This window comes from Escherichia sp. UTM R2 (assembly GCF_048593455.1).
Classification (GTDB): domain Bacteria; phylum Pseudomonadota; class Gammaproteobacteria; order Enterobacterales; family Enterobacteriaceae; genus Escherichia; species Escherichia coli.
The window spans coordinates 36,959-55,368 of the sequence record NZ_JBFWDY010000001.1 but is presented as its reverse complement, the minus strand read 5'-3'; the positions used below and the strand labels follow the sequence as shown (position 1 = coordinate 55,368).

The 18,410-nt window shown below is 53.8% G+C and carries 18 protein-coding genes and 8 pseudogenes; 9 read left to right on the top strand and 17 right to left on the bottom strand.

Annotation, left to right across the window (positions count from 1 at the left end; all coding sequences use genetic code 11):
• Window position 1: 1 nt before the first annotated feature.
• A pseudogene (locus tag AB4H76_RS00400) lies at window positions 2–175 on the top strand (IS6 family transposase); the annotation flags it as partial.
• Window positions 176–314: 139 nt separating this feature from the next.
• On the opposite strand, the pseudogene AB4H76_RS00395 reads toward AB4H76_RS00400, so the two are convergent.
• The 5 genes and pseudogenes from AB4H76_RS00395 to AB4H76_RS00375 form a co-directional block, all read right to left on the bottom strand.
• Window positions 315–380: pseudogene (locus AB4H76_RS00395) on the bottom strand (EAL domain-containing protein); the annotation flags it as partial.
• Window positions 381–394: 14 nt separating this feature from the next.
• A complete protein-coding gene (locus tag AB4H76_RS00390) occupies window positions 395–742 on the bottom strand; it encodes a hypothetical protein (protein ID WP_038988888.1) in 348 nt (115 codons plus the stop codon).
• On the bottom strand, window positions 739–888 hold the full coding sequence (locus AB4H76_RS00385) for a hypothetical protein (protein ID WP_160177685.1): 150 nt from the start codon (window positions 886–888) through the stop codon (window positions 739–741). Before AB4H76_RS00385 ends, AB4H76_RS00390 begins: the two co-directional genes overlap by 4 nt.
• A 78-nt stretch (window positions 889–966) precedes the next feature.
• Window positions 967–1,827, bottom strand: coding sequence for a hypothetical protein (locus tag AB4H76_RS00380; RefSeq protein ID WP_038988887.1), 861 nt, complete (start codon window positions 1,825–1,827; stop codon window positions 967–969).
• A 234-nt stretch (window positions 1,828–2,061) separates the two neighbouring features.
• Window positions 2,062–2,442 (bottom strand): annotated as a pseudogene (locus tag AB4H76_RS00375) (MobA/MobL family protein); the annotation flags it as partial.
• Window positions 2,443–2,506: 64 nt separating this feature from the next.
• On the opposite strand from AB4H76_RS00375, the gene AB4H76_RS00370 reads away from it, so the two are divergent.
• The 5 genes and pseudogenes from AB4H76_RS00370 to sul3 all read left to right on the top strand — a co-directional run bounded on the left by AB4H76_RS00370 (window position 2,507) and on the right by sul3 (window position 6,075).
• On the top strand, window positions 2,507–3,211 hold the full coding sequence (locus tag AB4H76_RS00370) for an IS6-like element IS26 family transposase (protein WP_001067855.1): 705 nt from the start codon (window positions 2,507–2,509) through the stop codon (window positions 3,209–3,211).
• 54 nt (window positions 3,212–3,265) lie between these two features.
• A pseudogene (locus AB4H76_RS00365) lies at window positions 3,266–3,523 on the top strand (hypothetical protein); the annotation flags it as partial.
• A gap of 145 nt (window positions 3,524–3,668) precedes the next feature.
• Complete coding sequence (locus AB4H76_RS00360) at window positions 3,669–4,532, top strand: SDR family oxidoreductase (RefSeq protein ID WP_000612791.1); 864 nt, start codon at window positions 3,669–3,671, stop codon at window positions 4,530–4,532.
• 37 nt (window positions 4,533–4,569) lie between these two features.
• Window positions 4,570–4,815 (top strand): GrpB family protein, encoded by a 246-nt coding sequence (locus tag AB4H76_RS00355; protein WP_001354008.1) that lies wholly within the window; start codon window positions 4,570–4,572, stop codon window positions 4,813–4,815.
• Window positions 4,816–5,283: 468 nt separating this feature from the next.
• Window positions 5,284–6,075: a sulfonamide-resistant dihydropteroate synthase Sul3 gene (gene sul3 / locus AB4H76_RS00350; RefSeq protein ID WP_000034420.1), complete on the top strand. Its 792-nt coding sequence runs from the start codon at window positions 5,284–5,286 to the stop codon at window positions 6,073–6,075.
• Window positions 6,076–6,077: 2 nt separating this feature from the next.
• Here sul3 and AB4H76_RS00345 read toward each other — a convergent pair whose 3' ends face one another.
• Window positions 6,078–6,353: a hypothetical protein gene (locus tag AB4H76_RS00345; protein WP_109023896.1), complete on the bottom strand. Its 276-nt coding sequence runs from the start codon at window positions 6,351–6,353 to the stop codon at window positions 6,078–6,080.
• Between AB4H76_RS00345 and AB4H76_RS00340 the strand changes: the two are divergent.
• Window positions 6,352–6,990 (top strand): annotated as a pseudogene (locus tag AB4H76_RS00340) (IS256 family transposase); the annotation flags it as partial. The gene AB4H76_RS00345 and the pseudogene AB4H76_RS00340 sit on opposite strands and share 2 nt — an antisense overlap.
• A 264-nt stretch (window positions 6,991–7,254) precedes the next feature.
• Here AB4H76_RS00340 and qac read toward each other — a convergent pair.
• The 8 genes and pseudogenes from qac to AB4H76_RS00300 form a co-directional block, all read right to left on the bottom strand.
• A complete protein-coding gene (gene qac / locus AB4H76_RS00335; RefSeq protein ID WP_000800531.1) occupies window positions 7,255–7,587 on the bottom strand; it encodes a quaternary ammonium compound efflux SMR transporter QacL in 333 nt (110 codons plus the stop codon).
• Window positions 7,588–7,709: 122 nt separating this feature from the next.
• Window positions 7,710–8,548, bottom strand: a pseudogene (gene aadA1 / locus AB4H76_RS00330) (ANT(3'')-Ia family aminoglycoside nucleotidyltransferase AadA1).
• 88 nt (window positions 8,549–8,636) lie between these two features.
• On the bottom strand, window positions 8,637–9,527 hold the full coding sequence (gene estX, locus AB4H76_RS00325) for an alpha/beta fold putative hydrolase EstX (RefSeq protein WP_223151485.1): 891 nt from the start codon (window positions 9,525–9,527) through the stop codon (window positions 8,637–8,639).
• A 416-nt stretch (window positions 9,528–9,943) separates the two neighbouring features.
• Complete coding sequence (locus tag AB4H76_RS00320; RefSeq protein ID WP_015344975.1) at window positions 9,944–11,437, bottom strand: IS91-like element ISVsa3 family transposase; 1,494 nt, start codon at window positions 11,435–11,437, stop codon at window positions 9,944–9,946.
• A gap of 111 nt (window positions 11,438–11,548) precedes the next feature.
• Window positions 11,549–11,854: a LysR family transcriptional regulator gene (locus AB4H76_RS00315; RefSeq protein WP_001255015.1), complete on the bottom strand. Its 306-nt coding sequence runs from the start codon at window positions 11,852–11,854 to the stop codon at window positions 11,549–11,551.
• A gap of 27 nt (window positions 11,855–11,881) precedes the next feature.
• The gene (floR, locus tag AB4H76_RS00310) at window positions 11,882–13,096 is read right to left on the bottom strand and encodes a chloramphenicol/florfenicol efflux MFS transporter FloR (protein ID WP_038977101.1); all 1,215 of its coding nucleotides are present in this window, start codon (window positions 13,094–13,096) and stop codon (window positions 11,882–11,884) included.
• A gap of 216 nt (window positions 13,097–13,312) precedes the next feature.
• Complete coding sequence (locus AB4H76_RS00305) at window positions 13,313–14,197, bottom strand: DUF3363 domain-containing protein (RefSeq protein WP_001447541.1); 885 nt, start codon at window positions 14,195–14,197, stop codon at window positions 13,313–13,315.
• A gap of 30 nt (window positions 14,198–14,227) precedes the next feature.
• Window positions 14,228–14,566: pseudogene (locus AB4H76_RS00300) on the bottom strand (IS91 family transposase); the annotation flags it as partial.
• 54 nt (window positions 14,567–14,620) lie between these two features.
• Here AB4H76_RS00300 and AB4H76_RS00295 point away from each other — a divergent pair.
• Window positions 14,621–15,325: an IS6-like element IS26 family transposase gene (locus AB4H76_RS00295; RefSeq protein ID WP_001067858.1), complete on the top strand. Its 705-nt coding sequence runs from the start codon at window positions 14,621–14,623 to the stop codon at window positions 15,323–15,325.
• A gap of 54 nt (window positions 15,326–15,379) precedes the next feature.
• Window positions 15,380–16,927, top strand: a pseudogene (locus AB4H76_RS00290) (Tn3-like element Tn5403 family transposase); the annotation flags it as partial.
• A gap of 136 nt (window positions 16,928–17,063) precedes the next feature.
• Here AB4H76_RS00290 and pemK-mt read toward each other — a convergent pair.
• The 3 genes from pemK-mt to AB4H76_RS00275 form a co-directional block, all read right to left on the bottom strand.
• On the bottom strand, window positions 17,064–17,396 hold the full coding sequence (pemK-mt, locus tag AB4H76_RS00285; RefSeq protein ID WP_000439434.1) for a type II toxin-antitoxin system toxin endoribonuclease PemK-mt: 333 nt from the start codon (window positions 17,394–17,396) through the stop codon (window positions 17,064–17,066).
• 1 nt (window position 17,397) lies between these two features.
• Complete coding sequence (pemI, locus tag AB4H76_RS00280; RefSeq protein WP_000557619.1) at window positions 17,398–17,655, bottom strand: type II toxin-antitoxin system antitoxin PemI; 258 nt, start codon at window positions 17,653–17,655, stop codon at window positions 17,398–17,400.
• 92 nt (window positions 17,656–17,747) lie between these two features.
• The gene (locus tag AB4H76_RS00275; RefSeq protein ID WP_000616807.1) at window positions 17,748–18,401 is read right to left on the bottom strand and encodes a CPBP family intramembrane glutamic endopeptidase; all 654 of its coding nucleotides are present in this window, start codon (window positions 18,399–18,401) and stop codon (window positions 17,748–17,750) included.
• Window positions 18,402–18,410: the final 9 nt, after the last annotated feature.

Here is an 18,410-nt window from a genome sequence, read left to right as displayed (position 1 = left end):
GATCAAGGGATTCGAAGTCATGCGAGCCCTGCGCAAAGGACAGGCTCGCCCCTGGTGCCTGCAGCCCGGCATCAGGGGCGAGGTGCGCCTTGTGGAGAGAGCTTTTGGCATTGGGCCCTCGGCGCTGACGGAGGCCATGGGCATGCTCAACCACCATTTCGCAGCAGCCGCCTGATCGGCGCAGAGCGACAGCCTACCTCTGACTGCCGCCAATCTTTGCAACAGAGCCTCCGTCGCCATGCTCACCTCGCTTTGGTGCACACGAGTATTGAGCATAGTCGAGATTGGTGCAGATCACTTCTGATATTGAACTGTCAGGAGCTGGCTGCACAACAGCCATTACGCCCAATCAACTGGTGCAGTCGTCTTCTGAAAATGACAACGGGCGACAGGATCACGCCTTGCCCTCGGTCAGCGGCGTTTTCGTCACCCAAATGGGCAATTCCAGCGGCAGGGCGATTTCGGCCCGGTCGCGGGCCTGCAATTGCGCCCGCGCCCATTGGCCGTCTCGTTTCATCTCCGCTCGCAGAGGCAGGGGGTGGGTGTGCTCGAACTGCTCCCGGTCAAATGGCACCCCGGCTACGGTCAGCCGCTCAGGCATGGGCCGTTCCTGGCCGTGCTCGCGGACTAACACGTCATCGCCGCGCCGGATGATGTAGTACCCGGTCGCATCAGCGTTCATCCGCTCCGGCGCAGCATCTACGAAATCGGCCCGGTTCTCATCGAATGCCCAGACTTTCATGCGCAACCCTCCCGAATCGACATCAGATGGTGGCAGGAATGTGGCTGCATTGTGGTGAAGTGCCACGCTATTGCCACCGTATGCACACACAGCCGCCACAGTGTCGCCACTGTCTTACCAATATCCCGCCACCATCGTTCCACCATGTCACCACCTTGTTACCGTCATCATTGACACCATGCCGCCACCGTCTTTCCACACTGTTCCCACCATTGCCGGTGGCATCATGGGGTGGGAGTAGAAACAGGGGAGTCCTCTTGTGGCTGTTTGGGATCGGCATCCCTCGCCGCCTGTTCCTGCATAGCCCGCCGCTCCTGTTCGGCCATGCCTTTTGCGCAGGCCTGAGCGAACATTTCCGGCGTCATGCCTTGCTCCGCAGCGGTATCCATGTACGCCGCGAAACGTGCTTTGAGTCCGGCAAGCGGTGCGGCCAGAACGGTCAAGCTGAGGTAGTGCTCGAACTGGGCTGCGTGCATGAAGGTGCGTTCAAACGCCGCCCAGCGAGGATCATCATCGCTGGGCTCCGGCTGAGTGGCGTCAGCCTCTTGCGCGGCCCGCAGTTCCGCTAGACGGTGCTCCAGCGCGGCCATCGACTCTTCCTCGCGCTCGCGCTCGATGCGCTGCTGCTGTAGCCGCTTCGCCTCGGCCTCGCGCTCCTGGCGGGCCTTCTCCTTCTGCAAGGCTTCCAGCTCGGCCAGCTTCGCCAGCGTCGGCTCCTGCTCGGCGGTGATGCGCTGGTGCGCCTGCTGGCGCACGTGCTGCACGCGCAAGCTGGCCTCCTCGATGCGCTGCCCAAGTCGCTGCCACTCGGCGCGGTGTTCCTCGCGCTGCTGTTCCAGCTCGCGCAGCTTGGGCGCATGACCAATGCCCTTGTCGTGGAACCACGCCTGCACTTTGTGCGCCTCCCGCCATGCCTGCGCCTGGTCGCGGGCGCGGGCTGCGGCGCTGCCCGCCTCGGTGTGCTGGTTCTGTAGCGCCTGCCGCTCGGCCTCGGCCTGTAGTACAGCGCGGTCGCGCTCTACCAGGTCGATCACTCGCGGCGGGCGCAGGCGGGCAATCTCCTGGGCCAGCTCGCGGCTGCTCATGCGCTCCAGGCGCTGGCGCTCCTGCTGCGCCTTCTCCCGCTCGGCCCGCTCTCGGGCCTCCCGCTAGGCCTGTTCGCGGCGCTGCCGCTCGGCTTCCAGGTGGATGATTTCGGCGCCGGTATCCGGCACCGCGCGCCGCAGCTCGGCGGCGGCCTGGGCCACCTCGGCGCGGGCGGCGCGAAACTCGATCACCTGGGCGCGACCTTCGCCGCGCCAGGCGCTCGGCAACTGCTTGCGCTCCGGCTCCAGGCCGGTGCCGCGCTCGGCGTGGCTGCGCATGTCGATGCGCTGCTCCACCCCGGCCCGCTCCAGGTGCGCATTGCACATGGCCTCCCAGCGCCCGCGCAGCTCTTTCAGCTCGGCGGCCCGCTCGGCCTTGGTCAAGGTCTGGCCCGCGCTCGGGCCGTAGCCCTTGCGTGCGCCGCCCTTCTCCGGGGCCTTGGCGTTGTACCGCTTGAAGTACTGCTCCGGGTCGCGGTCGATGCCATCCACCTGTCGCTCCGAAAACATCAGGTGGAAGTGCGGCTGCTCGCCACCATCGGCGGCGGTCGGTACATGGAGGGCCCACTGGTAGGCGTGCCGGTCGCCTATCTCCTGGCGTACAAACTCGCGCACCGGCACTGTTGCAAATAGTCGGTGGTGATAAACTTATCATCCCCTTTTGCTGATGGAGCTGCACATGAACCCATTCAAAGGCCGGCATTTTCAGCGTGACATCATTCTGTGGGCCGTACGCTGGTACTGCAAATACGGCATCAGTTACCGTGAGCTGCAGGAGATGCTGGCTGAACGCGGAGTGAATGTCGATCACTCCACGATTTACCGCTGGGTTCAGCGTTATGCGCCTGAAATGGAAAAACGGCTGCGCTGGTACTGGCGTAACCCTTCCGATCTTTGCCCGTGGCACATGGATGAAACCTACGTGAAGGTCAATGGCCGCTGGGCGTATCTGTACCGGGCCGTCGACAGCCGGGGCCGCACTGTCGATTTTTATCTCTCCTCCCGTCGTAACAGCAAAGCTGCATACCGGTTTCTGGGTAAAATCCTCAACAACGTGAAGAAGTGGCAGATCCCGCGATTCATCAACACGGATAAAGCGCCCGCCTATGGTCGCGCGCTTGCTCTGCTCAAACGCGAAGGCCGGTGCCCGTCTGACGTTGAACACCGACAGATTAAGTACCGGAACAACGTGATTGAATGCGATCATGGCAAACTGAAACGGATAATCGGCGCCACGCTGGGATTTAAATCCATGAAGACGGCTTACGCCACCATCAAAGGTATTGAGGTGATGCGTGCACTACGCAAAGGCCAGGCCTCAGCATTTTATTATGGTGATCCCCTGGGCGAAATGCGCCTGGTAAGCAGAGTTTTTGAAATGTAAGGCCTTTGAATAAGACAAAAGGCTGCCTCATCGCTAACTTTGCAACAGTGCCCATTTATGAATGTTCCTGTTATGGCTTATGTTCAAGAAAGCATTGCCCCTGAAATGATGGGCAAGGTGTTTTCCCTTTTGATGACCGCCATGACTCTTTCTATGCCGATAGGCTTACTTGTTGCAGGTCCGGTTGTTGAGGTTATAGGTGTTAATACATGGTTTTTCTGGTCTGGTGTTGCGTTGATAGTAAACGCTGTTCTCTGCCGCATTCTGACACGACGCTATGACAAAGTAACAATGAAACCGCAAGTGGACTGAAAAAAGGACCGGGTTGATGATAATTTGTAGTGGTGAGCTTCTGGGAGTACAAAACAAAGTGCTCAAAATTGTCGGGCTCATGGCGTTTAACGGTATTAATTTCGCTTATAATAATCTTTCTATAATAGCCTAAAGGAGAATATCTATGATACCTAATAGCGAAAATAAAAGAGTATGGTTTATTACCGGAGCAAGCAAGGGGCTTGGCTATGCTTTTACATGCGCCGCCTTGAAAGCCGGGGATAAAGTTGTTGCAGTTGCAAGGACTATCGATAATTTGGCGAAGCTAGAAGAAACATATCAAGAGAGCTTACTGCCATTAAACCTCGATGTTACAGATAGGGAGGCTGTTTTTTCTACGGTTGAAACAGCAGTTAAACATTTCGGTAGGCTTGATATTGTTGTTAATAATGCGGGTATCATGACTATGGGTATGATTGAAGAACTAAACGAATCCGATGCTCGGAAACTAATGGACACAAACTTTTTTGGAGCTCTTTGGGTTTGTCAGGCAGTGATGCCCTATTTGAGGTCGCAGCGTTCTGGACATATCATACAGATTACAAGCATTGGCGCTATTATCTCGGGTCCGATGTCTGGTATTTACAGTGCAAGTAAATTTGCGCTGGAAGGAATGAGTGAAGCCTTAGCAAAAGAAGCGGAACATTTCGGAGTGAAACTCACTATGGTGGAACCAGGAGGATATTGGACAGATTTATACACTTCGATGAGTTACAGCAATCCATTAGATTCATACGGTACACTGCGCGATGAGCTGGCGAAACAGTATTCCGAAGATTCGGTCGATAGTGATCCTTCCTTGGCAGCGGAAGCCCTTATGAAATTAGTAGCCAGCAATAATCCGCCTTTGAGGCTTATCCTTGGCAGCATGGTATACGATTTGGCGATGGATACCTTAAAAGCACGGATGGCTACCTGGGAAGAATGGGAAGCTGTTAGCCGTGCATCAGAAAAGGCTATTCCTGCACCGGAGAGATATGGAGTATAATACCAAACATGGTTTTTGAGGCAAGGACGAAACTATCATGAAAATTGAAATTATGGAATATAACCCGGATTGGACAAAGAATTTTGAAGAAGAGAAAATAAAATTGCTCCATTTTTTCGGTTCTCATGCCGTAGCCATTGAACATATCGGAAGCACGGCGATACCCAATCAACGGGCGAAACCGGTTATAGATATATTTATTGGCGTTTCGCCTTTTGCTGAACTACCTTTTATCAGCGCATTTTTAATGCAAAGGAGTATCACCACACTCCGACAGATATGACAGGCAGATATTTGTTTGCAAAATATACAAATGAAGTTTGGACCCATAATCTTCTTGCTTTGGTGTAGGTATAATACCCAAAAACGAAGTTTATGCGGAACAGGATAACACCTCGAAATCGGAGTTTATATGGCTTCGTGGGGGAGTTATGTGTTTGAGCTTTGTCGCATTAACGCGAATCAGGGGTTGACGGCAGAAATAGACTGGAATTACACTTCTTGGAGTCGGCGTTGCCGGAAAATTCTGATTGGATTAGTTGTTCGGGGTGCGAAAACAGTCGTAGTTCGGGGAAAAAACCGAATTTTGACCCAAAACCGCGAAAAACTCGAAATGACAGTTCCTATCAGTTTTCATAATGAATTAAAACAAAAAAATTAGGCTGCAAAGATAGGGAAAATGTGTCAATTTGCGTAAGTGATAATTAGTCAATTAAGATAAATGCTACTTTTGTAATCAAAGCAAAATGATATGAGCAAGATTTTTGGAATCGTAAATATAACCACCGATAGTTTTTCCGATGGAGGACTTTATTTAGATACAGATAAGGCAATTGAGCATGCTCTGCATTTGGTTGAAGATGGAGCAGATGTGATTGATTTGGGAGCCGCTTCCAGTAATCCTGATACAACTGAAGTGGGCGTTGTGGAAGAAATCAAAAGACTCAAACCTGTCATTAAGGCTTTAAAAGAAAAAGGCATTTCTATTTCTGTTGATACATTTAAACCTGAGGTTCAGAGTTTTTGCATAGAACAAAAGGTTGATTTTATTAATGATATTCAAGGTTTTCCTTATCCTGAGATTTATTCAGGCTTGGCAAAGTCAGATTGCAAACTTGTGTTGATGCACTCCGTTCAGCGAATTGGTGCAGCTACTAAAGTTGAAACGAATCCGGAAGAGGTTTTTACTTCCATGATGGAATTTTTTAAAGAAAGAATTGCTGCTTTAGTTGAGGCTGGTGTAAAGCGTGAACGAATTATTCTTGATCCGGGTATGGGCTTCTTTTTAGGCTCTAATCCAGAAACATCTATTCTTGTTTTGAAGCGTTTCCCTGAAATTCAAGAAGCTTTTAATTTGCAAGTAATGATTGCAGTGTCACGGAAATCATTCTTAGGTAAAATAACTGGAACCGATGTGAAATCTCGTTTAGCACCAACTCTTGCAGCAGAAATGTATGCATACAAAAAAGGTGCAGATTATCTCCGCACCCATGATGTTAAGTCTTTATCAGATGCCTTGAAAATATCCAAAGCCCTAGGTTAGTTTTATTTTTTTAGCTTTCTAAATGAATATGCTATACTTGCTCTGAAGTTGTGTTGGCGTACTTGACTTAGGTCTGGATCTTTCGAACTGTTACTAAGAGGGTAATCATAGCCAAACATAAACTGGAAATGTCCTAATTCTAAACCTGTTCCAATACCTACACTATAATCAAGAGGACTTAAACTTCCATCACTTCCAAAAGGTTTTGTGTACTTCTCTTGAGTTTTCGTAGCTAAATAGTAGTGTTTGTTGGTAAATCCAAATAATCCAATATTCAATCTTGCGACCGGGAAAGCCCTCTTGAAAGTACCACAAGTTCGCGGGATGGAGTTTTATCCCAGCTGCATCGAGAAAGGCATGCGCAGTGAGCGTGCTCTCAAGCTCGCCATCGCCGAAATGTATGTCAAAGGAGTAAGTACCCGCAGGGTCTCGGATATCGTCGAAATTCTTTGTGGCACCGAAGTCAGCTCGTCCCAGGTCAGCAGGCTGGCAAAGGAGCTCGATGAAGAGATTACGTCTTGGAAGGCGCAGCCTGTCGGACAGATTCAATACTTGGTACTTGATGCGACCTATGAATCGGTTCGCGTCGGTTCCCATGTGGTCAAGCAGGCGCTTCTAGTGGCTATTGGCGTTGATTACAGCGGGAATCGGCATATTCTTGACGCCGAAGTCGCGAACAGTGAGGCAGAGGTAAACTGGCGTTCCTTTCTCGAGGGTCTCGTACGACGAGGGATGCACGGCCTGCGAATGATCACCAGTGATGACCACTCAGGACTGCGCGCGGCAATCGATGCTGTCTTCCCTGGAATTCTGTGGCAACGCTGCCAGTTTCATCTGCAGCAGAATGCCCACTCCTACGTCACGAAAAAAGATGAGATCCCGCTGATAGCCGCTGATATTCGGAAGGTGTTCAATCGGAATATGTCAAGATAGTTTATGCCAGATTTTTGAGAGGTTTGCATCAAGCAGCCTTCGAAAGAGGACGGCATGACATTGAGACCGGCAAGGCGTCGTAGATACGCACTTTCCCAGTACGCCACCGTAAGGGGTTTTTCTCTTTGGCAGCAAGAATGGTTTGGTTTCTTTTTTCCTCGGCGCCGTAGGCGTCCGACTAACACCTGAATTAAGCCGCGCCGCGAAGCGGCGTCGGCTTGAATGAACTGTTAGATGCCAGCCCGATCAATGTGCGCTGACCTTGGATAGCAGATTTAGAACGGCGACGCCACTAACGATAAGTCCCATGCCAACGAACGCCCACAAGTCTAGTTTCTGGCCATGGAAGATCCAAGCGATAGCTGCCACAAGTACGATGCCGAGGCCAGCCCAAACAGCATAAGCAATGCCGACCGGGATGGACTTGAGTGCGAGAGAGAGGAAATAGAACGCAAGCCCGTAGCCAGCCACAACTACAACAGAAGGAACTAACTTGGTGAATCCATGGCTGGACTTCAGTGCGGAAGTTGCGACGACCTCACCAAATATTGCAATAGCCAGAAAGAGCCAGTTCTTCACGTGCAATCTCCTCTACGGTATGAAGGATAAATAGTGGTGGCTATGAGTTGCCAAAAACAGTCTTGCGGCTGTCGATTTTCTGTGAGCATACGCAACGCCAAATCTGGCATCTAACGCTTGAGTTAAGCCGCGCCGCGAAGCGGCGTCGGCTTGAACGAATTGTTAGACATTATTTGCCGACTACCTTGGTGATCTCGCCTTTCACGTAGTGAACAAATTCTTCCAACTGATCTGCGCGCGAGGCCAAGCGATCTTCTTCTTGTCCAAGATAAGCCTGTCTAGCTTCAAGTATGACGGGCTGATACTGGGCCGGCAGGCGCTCCATTGCCCAGTCGGCAGCGACATCCTTCGGCGCGATTTTGCCGGTTACTGCGCTGTACCAAATGCGGGACAACGTAAGCACTACATTTCGCTCATCGCCAGCCCAGTCGGGCGGCGAGTTCCATAGCGTTAAGGTTTCATTTAGCGCCTCAAATAGATCCTGTTCAGGAACCGGATCAAAGAGTTCCTCCGCCGCTGGACCTACCAAGGCAACGCTATGTTCTCTTGCTTTTGTCAGCAAGATAGCCAGATCAATGTCGATCGTGGCTGGCTCGAAGATACCTGCAAGAATGTCATTGCGCTGCCATTCTCCAAATTGCAGTTCGCGCTTAGCTGGATAACGCCACGGAATGATGTCGTCGTGCACAACAATGGTGACTTCTACAGCGCGGAGAATCTCGCTCTCTCCAGGGGAAGCCGAAGTTTCCAAAAGGTCGTTGATCAAAGCTCGCCGCGTTGTTTCATCAAGCCTTACGGTCACCGTAACCAGCAAATCAATATCACTGTGTGGCTTCAGGCCGCCATCCACTGCGGAGCCGTACAAATGTACGGCCAGCAACGTCGGTTCGAGATGGCGCTCGATGACGCCAACTACCTCTGATAGTTGAGTCGATACTTCGGCGATCACCGCTTCCCTCATGATGTTTAACGCCTTGCTCACCGGAAAATTGCGAGCGCAGCGAGTAATTTTTACGGTGCAGCAACTTGTTGTACGGTGCAACCGATAGCTATGACGTTTGCCCCTTAATCGCCTGGATAATCCTCGGCCAGTCTTCATGATGCAACTCATGTCCCGTGCCTTCGAGTGTCAGCATTTTTGAACCACGAATCGCATCTTTCAGTGCCAACCCATGCACATAAGGAAGTACAGGATCCTCCGTGCCGTGAATGATCAAAGTTGGTACAGCTATCTCATTTAATCTCCCGAGCCATCTCTCGCCACCACCTAAAGTAGTGTGGTTGAATGTTGTCAGGATATTCGGAGTGCGATCAAAATTTAACTCAGCGATATTTTGTATCTTCTCAGCGTCAAAAGCATGCGCAGTACCTGAGTTGATTCGCCACGCTCCGACCTGATACGCGACGACAGCATCTCTATCAGACCAATCCAGCGATTCCGCCCGTTGGTGATACTCAATGATGGCAGGATCAAAAGCGGGCATATCAGGATCTGCATCTGCAAGCCGTTCTGAAGCAATCAGCGTCAAGCTCTTCACACGTTTCGGATACTTGAGAGCTACAAGCTGGGAAAGAAATCCCCCCAAAGACATGCCGACTAAATGAGCAGCTTCCAGACCATAACCATCAATGACGCGAACCACATCATCTGCTAATTCTTCAACGGAATATGGAGCTTGACCTGGCTCATAGCTTGTTGATTTCCCGGTATCACGGTGGTCGTACCGGATCACATAGCGACCCATTTTGGCTAGTTGGGAGCAAAACTCATCAGGCCACCACACCGCAGACGACATTGCCCCCATGATCAGGATAATGGGTTCATGGGCCGGGTCGCCGAATGATTCGGTATAGAGTGAAATCGCTTTATCAACAACTACCTTTTCTTTCATACTAAAATTGCCTTCGAGTTTTACGTACAACATTTGAATATCGCGCATGCGCGTTTTCCGCCTCATATTTCCCATCAAGATGTATTCGTAATTAATTAATATCCTTAGTGAAATTCCTGAATCCGAAGAAAGTCACAAGGACGCAAACGTGCATGCGCGATATACTTCTATCATTGCACGTTATCCTTAAAGGTCCGATCTTAAACTGTTGGCAGCAACAGTATTTTTAACGTATAGGAAGAATAAACGCCCTTTTCACCCAAGTCCAACAGCTTTGGACCGCAGTTGACTCTTTCGACACCCCTGCGATGCAACCCAATCCGGCTGACGGGGAGCCAGCAACGCTGAAAATTTACCCTCCTCTTTCCCACTAGCGGCTCCTTTTCCGACAACCAGCACGGCGGATCCCTGCCGCGGCGCTGTGAACGCAGCATTTTGATTGGTATCGTTGGCCTTCAGGCTCGTCAGTCAAACAGACCCAGGAGCAGCTCAGCCGGTGGCGCCCGGCTTTCGGGTAACGCCCTGGTCCCGCTGGTTTCGGCTTTGTGCTTCAGGTGATCAAGGATCTGCTTGATCACTATAGGGTCTTCAATGCAGGCGATGACTTTCATGGCGCCGCCGCAGCCGCTGCAGGTCTCGATGTCGATATTGAAAACACGCTTGAGCCGTTGCGCCCATGTCATCGACGCTCGCCGTTGTGCTGGTGTTGCCGGTTCATCAGCCACCCTGACCTTGTTGCCCCTGCCCCGTTTTGCCGGCGTGACCAACGCCCGGTGCCGACTGTTGGGTGCGAACACCCCGTGGAAGCGGGTTAGGTTGACTCTGGGCTTCGGTACCAGGGCGGCCAGCCTTGCAATGAAATCCAATGGTTCGAAAATGACGTGCGTGGTGCCGTCCCGGTACGGCGTCTTGAGCTGGTAGCGCACGTTGCCGCCTCGTGTTAACGACAGCCGCTTCTCGGATACCGCCGGGCGGCTGATGTACCGGCACAGCCGTTCGAGCTTCTTGCGTTCATCGGCCCTGGCCGCCACGCCGGCGTGCAGGCTGAACCCGGCTACCTTGCCAATCCCGTCACCGAACGGATCACCACTGGTCGGCAGAGTTTGCAAAGTGAACACCTTTCGCCCCGCCTGTGAACCGACAGCGATACGGTAAGTGATCGAGTGCCCCAGCAGGGGTGTCATCGGGTCGTCATCCACCGCATCCGAGGCCAGATAGCTGTTTTCGACATCCCGTTCCAGCAGGCCTTGCCGTTCCAGATAGCGACCCACCCGGTGGGCGATGGTGTGCGTCAGCTGGGTGAGCTCTGGGCTGGTCGGCGCCTTGACCCAGCGGAAACGCGCTGAGCCGTGGGATTGCTCGACATACACACCGTCGAGAAACAGCATGTGGAAGTGAACATTCAGATTGAGCGCCGATCCAAAACGCTGGATCAGGGTGACCGCGCCCGTCTTGGCCACTTGGTGGGTATGGCCCGCTTTCTTGACCAGGTGCGTGGCAATGACGCGGTAAACGATGCCCAGCACCCACCCCATGATCTCGGGCCGGCTGGCAAACAGGAAACGCAGCTGAAACGGGAAGCTCAACACCCACTGACGCATGGGTTGTTCAGGCAGTACTTCATCAACCAGCAAGGCGGCACTTTCGGCCATCCGCCGCGCCCCACAGCTCGGGCAGAAACCGCGACGCTTACAGCTGAAAGCGACCAGGTGCTCGGCGTGGCAAGACTCGCAGCGAACCCGTAGAAAGCCATGCTCCAGCCGCCCGCATTGGAGAAATTCTTCAAATTCCCGTTGCACATAGCCCGGCAATTCCTTTCCCTGCTCTGCCATAAGCGCAGCGAATGCCGGGTAATACTCGTCAACGATCTGATAGAGAAGGGTTTGCTCGGGTCGGTGGCTCTGGTAACGACCAGTATCCCGATCCCGGCTGGCCGTCCTGGCCGCCACATGAGGCATGTTCCGCGTCCTTGCAATACTGTGTTTACATACAGTCTATCGCTTAGCGGAAAGTTCTTTTACCCTCAGCCGAAATGCCTGCCGTTGCTAGACATTGCCAGCCAGTGCCCGTCACTCCGCGGTCTTCACTGCGTGATCGAGTTGATCGACACCCGCCGTGACACGCTCCATGAAGTGCCTGCCTGCGTCTGTTAGCCGAACGCCCCGCGCATGGCGCTCAAATAGCAGGACACCAAGGTTATCCTCCAGCGCTTTCACACGCGCGCTGACGCTCGACTGGCTGATACCAAGTGCCTTGGCCGCATGCCGAAAATTCAGATGCTCGGCGACGGCGATGAACTGAACAAGGGAAATGAGCGGTATCCTGCCAGACAGGATACCGACATTCACGAGGTTTCGATGGTTAGTGCGCCGCATCGGAGCGGGCCTGCTACCAGTCGTCGGTTAGACGACTGGCGACTTCTCGGTGGCAGCCCCACGGAGCCGAAGGAGCACCAGCCCCAACGAAACCAGTACCGCCATCGCCGTGGCGTAACAGATCACGGGCCACGCTGTGTCACCGTTTAAAAGTGCCACCGCCAATGTCCCGACAATGCTGACTATCAGGCTTTGAACGCAGAAGTAGAACGCGACCGCTGATCCCGCGATGTCGTCGAACTCTGCCAAAGCGCCGTTCGCGGTAACGGACACCGTGAAGACAATACCGACCGCGACAACCCACATCGGTAGGATGAAGGTGAGGAATGACGGCGAGCCGTAAAGTTCGCCGATCCCCAACAGGACCGCTCCGCAAACAAGCAACGCCATCCCACGCGCCACGCATCCTGCGATGCCCCATCTGGCGACAAAGGACTTCGCGAAACGGGTTGTCACGATCATTACAAGCGCGACAGTGGCGAAGGCAAAGCTGAATCCGATATCGGAATATTCCGCTTGGCCTATGAGCACACGGGGAGCCGTCGAGAAGAAGACGAAGTAGGTGCCCATACCGGCGCTAAAGCCGACAGTGTAAACCCAAAAAGCCGGACTCGCGAAGATCGGCAAGACAGATCGGCGCGTCTTGACTTGATCCAGAGGGCGGGTTTCGTGCCACCTGAAACCCGCATTTAGGAGTGCGAGCATCGCCAGTATAGCCAAAGTAATGAATATCGCCTGCCATCCCAAGAACTCGCCGATCAATGCTCCGGCGATAGGGCCGAGCGCAGGCACGAACGCCAGTATCGAACTGAAAAGGCCGTAGATGACGACACCCTCAGGACGGTTGGCATAAACGTCGCGAACCGTCGCGAACGTCGCCACCAGCATGGCCGACGCGCCCACTGCTTGAAGTAGACGGAAAGCGACAAAGGCCGGTGCAGTTGAAGACCAAGCTGCTCCCAGAGACGCAATGACGAAAGCCGTTGCGCCCGCAAGTAGAATTGGCCGTCGCCCGATTCTGTCTGAGAGCGGACCAAAAATCACCTGGCCCACGCCGAGCATCACCATATAGAGGCTCAACGTGAGTTGGATCATAGCGGGCGTCGTGTTCAGGATGCCGGGCATCGCTGGAACGACAGGGAGATAAATATCCATCGCCAGTGAAGCGAGGATGTCGAAAGGAGCCATCAGCAGCAGTGCTGCCGGCAGCGTATAGGCCCACGCGGGGCGTGTGGTGGTCATGACGAATCAACCCTCGATTAAGGAATACCGGGCGACGTCTGCTCGTCAGCAATCAGATGAGACTAGCCTTACAGAGCGCCGCAACAACAATACTGGTTGTTGCGGCTTACTTGTCTGCTGACTTGGAATTTCCCATCTGATTACTCCACGCTTACGAATATGAATTGCTACATTTTATCCGATTATCTTTTGCTTCGCAATGCGGCATGGGCGCACTCAGCGTTCCAGCCCCCTCTGCCGCCCTAACTGCCACGACACCGACCCGCCCTGCACGATGCCCATAACCTCGCGGCCGAGTTGGCGGTCGATGATCGGCCGCCACGGGACAAGGGTGAACTCATGGGATTTCTCGACCACGGCGAACTTGCCGCTCGATAGATGCACGGTTCCGGTAAACTTGCCGCTGACGCTCTCGCCGTCCGTGGCGGCGCGGAACGGCAGGCCCTTACTCAAAGCCATATCCGATCCGACGCCGGCTACCTCGCGCTCCCGCAGGATGGCGAGAAGGTTGCGCCGGTAGAAGACGCGGCTGTCCCGGCTGCGGGTGGCGTCGCCCTGTTCGATATGGTGCTCGCGGCGCTGGTCCATGGCTTCGCGGACTTGTTGCCCGAAGCCGGTTGGCGCAAGGTCGGCCGTCTCGCCGTGGATCAGCCGCCGGTCCAGCCAGGTCGCGCCGTCCGATCCGATCTGTTTGTTCAGATCGACCGGGGAAAGGACGCGAACGCTGGCCTGACTGTCTCGGCCGGCGTCATGGGCGGCGGCACGGCTGACCAGATCATCGGGGATGCGCCATTGGTCGGCGTCGATCCGCTCGACGATACCGGCCCGGCGTAGCGCCTCCAGCCGGCGCACATGGGCATCGACATAGCCCTCATAGTCGCCGCCTGGAACGCGGCACGTATAGGAAGAATAAACGCCCTTTTCACCCAAGTCCAACAGCTTTGGACCGCAGTTGACTCTTTCGACACCCCTGCGATGCAACCCAATCCGGCTGACGGGGAGCCAGCAACGCTGAAAATTTACCCTCCTCTTTCCCACTAGCGGCTCCTTTTCCGACAACCAGCACGGCGGATCCCTGCCGCGGCGCTGTGAACGCAGCATTTTGATTGGTATCGTTGGCCTTCAGGCTCGTCAGTCAAACAGACCCAGGAGCAGCTCAGCCGGTGGCGCCCGGCTTTCGGGTAACGCCCTGGTCCCGCTGGTTTCGGCTTTGTGCTTCAGGTGATCAAGGATCTGCTTGATCACTATAGGGTCTTCAATGCAGGCGATGACTTTCATGGCGCCGCCGCAGCCGCTGCAGGTCTCGATGTCGATATTGAAAACACGCTTGAGCCGTTGCGCCCATGTCATCGACGCTCGCCGTTGTGCTGGTGTTGCCGGTTCATCAGCCACCCTGACCTTGTTGCCCCTGCCCCGTTTTGCCGGCGTGACCAACGCCCGGTGCCGACTGTTGGGTGCGAAGGCACTGTTGCAAATAGTCGGTGGTGATAAACTTATCATCCCCTTTTGCTGATGGAGCTGCACATGAACCCATTCAAAGGCCGGCATTTTCAGCGTGACATCATTCTGTGGGCCGTACGCTGGTACTGCAAATACGGCATCAGTTACCGTGAGCTGCAGGAGATGCTGGCTGAACGCGGAGTGAATGTCGATCACTCCACGATTTACCGCTGGGTTCAGCGTTATGCGCCTGAAATGGAAAAACGGCTGCGCTGGTACTGGCGTAACCCTTCCGATCTTTGCCCGTGGCACATGGATGAAACCTACGTGAAGGTCAATGGCCGCTGGGCGTATCTGTACCGGGCCGTCGACAGCCGGGGCCGCACTGTCGATTTTTATCTCTCCTCCCGTCGTAACAGCAAAGCTGCATACCGGTTTCTGGGTAAAATCCTCAACAACGTGAAGAAGTGGCAGATCCCACGATTCATCAACACGGATAAAGCGCCCGCCTATGGTCGCGCGCTTGCTCTGCTCAAACGCGAAGGCCGGTGCCCGTCTGACGTTGAACACCGACAGATTAAGTACCGGAACAACGTGATTGAATGCGATCATGGCAAACTGAAACGGATAATCAACGCCACGCTGGGATTTAAATCCATGAAGACGGCTTACGCCACCATCAAAGGTATTGAGGTGATGCGTGCACTACGCAAAGGCCAGGCCTCAGCATTTTATTATGGTGATCCCCTGGGCGAAATGCGCCTGGTAAGCAGAGTTTTTGAAATGTAAGGCCTTTGAATAAGACAAAAGGCTGCCTCATCGCTAACTTTGCAACAGTGCCCCCGTCTTTGGGAAGTGGCGGTACTCTTTCACCTCCGGGATGCTTTTCGTTCCGGAGATGTCTGGCTCGCTCATTCGCGCCGCTATGGTGACCTCAAGCAGGTACTGGTGCCGATGATCGCGGCGCAGGAAAATGCAAAACTGGCCGTGCCTTCCAACCCACAGGATTGGCTGGCAGACAGAAAGGCGCGACTCACGATCGCTCTTAAGCGGCTGGCCCGGGCTGCCCGTAACGGCACTATTCCGCACGGTAGCATAGAAGATGGAACGTTGCGGATCGACAGGTTGACAGCAGACGTGCCGGATGGTGCCGAGGCACTCATACTGGATCTGTATCGCCGAATGCCGTCCGTTCGGATTACCGACATGCTGCTTGAAGTTGATGCAGCCCTTGGTTTCACAGATGCGTTTACCCATCTGAGAACCGGGGCTCCATGTCGCGACCGGATCGGTCTGCTCAACGTCCTGCTCGCTGAAGGGCTCAATCTGGGCCTGCGTAAGATGGCGGAAGCTACAAACACGCATGATTACTGGCAGCTCTCACGCCTTGCCCGCTGGCATGTTGAAAGCGAAGCCATGAACCAGGCATTGGCAATTGTGGTGGCCGCGCAGGGTAAACTGCCGATGTCACGCGTCTGGGGGATGGGCACGTCAGCATCGAGCGATGGTCAGTTTTTCCCGACAGCGCGGCATGGCGAAGCCATGAACATGGTCAATGCCAAATATGGTTCTGTTCCCGGCCTCAAAGCGTATACTCACGTAAGCGACCAGTTCGCGCCATTCGCTTGTCAGTCGATCCCGGCGACCGTGAGCGAGGCACCGTATATTCTCGATGGACTACTGATGAACGAGGTCGGTCGCCATGTTCGCGAACAGTATGCCGATACAGCAGGATTCACCGACCATTTGTTCGGAGCCAGTAGCCTGCTCGGCTACAATCTCGTTCTGCGAATCAGGGATCTGCCATCGAAGCGGTTGTACGTATTTAATCCCGATACGACCCCCAGGGAGTTACGCAAGTTGGTAGGTGGAAAAGCCCGGGAGGATCTTATCGTTGCGAACTGGCCTGATATTTTCCGTTGTGCCGCGACGATGACCGCTGGCAAAATCAGGCCCAGCCAACTCCTGCGCAAGCTCGCTTCTTACCCACGACAAAACAACCTTGCAGTTGCGCTTCGTGAAGTTGGTCGTATTGAACGGACCCTTTTCATTATTGAGTGGATCCTGGATACGGACATGCAGCGGCGTGCTCAGATCGGTCTTAACAAGGGAGAGGCCCACCATGCGCTCAAAAATGCGCTCCGTATCGGGAGGCAGGGGGAAATTCGCGATCGCACGACAGAGGGGCAGCACTACCGAATCGCTGGGCTCAATTTATTGACTGCGGTGATCATTTACTGGAATACCGTCCATCTTGGTCATGCCGTCACGGAGCGGCGGAACGAAGGGTTGGATGTTCCCCCTGAATTTCTTCCCCACATATCCCCATTGGGCTGGGCGCACATTCTACTGACTGGCGAATATCTTTGGCCCAAGGAACCGAAAGCTTAGGGTGTCATTTCGCCCTCAGCCGGAACCGACCCCTTTTAGCCAAATAACGTTTGGGAATCACCAGAATGGTGGGACAACAGCGGTTTTAGTGCCCTAAATCGTACGTTTTCATCCAGTTGCCCCTCAAACCCCATGTTCAAGTCAGAATAGTGGACAGGCGGCCAAGAACTTCGTTCATGATAGTCTCCGGAACCCGTTCGAGTCGTTTTCCGCCCCGTGCTTTCATATCAATTGTCCGGGGTTGATCGCAACGTACAACACCTGTGGTACGTATGCCAACACCATCCAACGACACCGCAAAGCCGGCAGTGCGGGCAAAATTGCCTCCGCTGGTTACGGGCACAACAACAGGCAGGCGGGTCACGCGATTAAAGGCCGCCGGTGTGACAATCAGCACCGGCCGCGTTCCCTGCTGCTCATGACCTGCGGTAGGATCAAGCGAGACAAGCCAGATTTCCCCTCTTTCCATGTCAGATTTCCTCCTGACCAGTCGCCGGTGCATCCAGCCATTCTCGTTCTTCAGCTGATATTTCAGCATTCGGATCACACTGTGCCAGTAGCTCAGCCAGTGAATATTGCGGGCGTCTGTACGGCTCAACAATCAGCCGGCCATTATCAATGACCATGCCAACTTCATTATCTGTGCCCAGAGACAGCGCATTCAGCAGTGCCGGTGGGACGGTCAGCATAACTGAGCCGCCAACCCTCTTCAGTCGGGTGGTATGCATTCTTCACCTCCATAAAAGTTATATTTAAATATAACATCCACTAAAAAAACACACCAGGCTTTAACGCACAATGTTTAATAAAAATATAACTTTCAACCAAACAGTAAACCCAGCGTGGTTGCTTCCATATGCAGCAATACCGGCAGCAGCAGGCCACCACTTCTGATCCTGGCCACTGATGTAATCAACCCCACCAGGAACAGTTCTGCCAGTGTCAGCAGGTTCTGATACTGGCTGTGCGCGGCGACGAACAACAACGACGTTATCAGCGCCCCCAGCCACATCGTCCAGCAGTACCGTGAACGGAAGACGTTCAGCATAATCCCCCGGAACAGCGTTTCCTCATTCAACGGGGCAAGGATAAAGATGGTCAGCAACGTCAGGATCACGTCAGGTATGGACTTATCGGCAAAAAGTTTCGTCATAAATGGCTCAGCAGGCAGAGCCAGCGCCTTACCGAGCAGAAATACACCGACATACACCACGGCCATCGCACCGACCAGCCACGGTACGCCAACGTTGCGCAGCTGACCAACGACCGGTAGCGGAGCTATCCAACGGCGGTATACCAGGAAAACACACAGCAGGTACATCAGAACAGTACCATGACTGAAGAACAAATAGTTTTTTCCTGATCCATAAAGCAGAACGGCCTGCTCCATGACAAATCTGGCTCCCCAACTAATGCCCCATGCAGCCAGCATAACCAGCATAAACTGCAGATATTGATTACGTGTTTGAATCATTGCATCGCC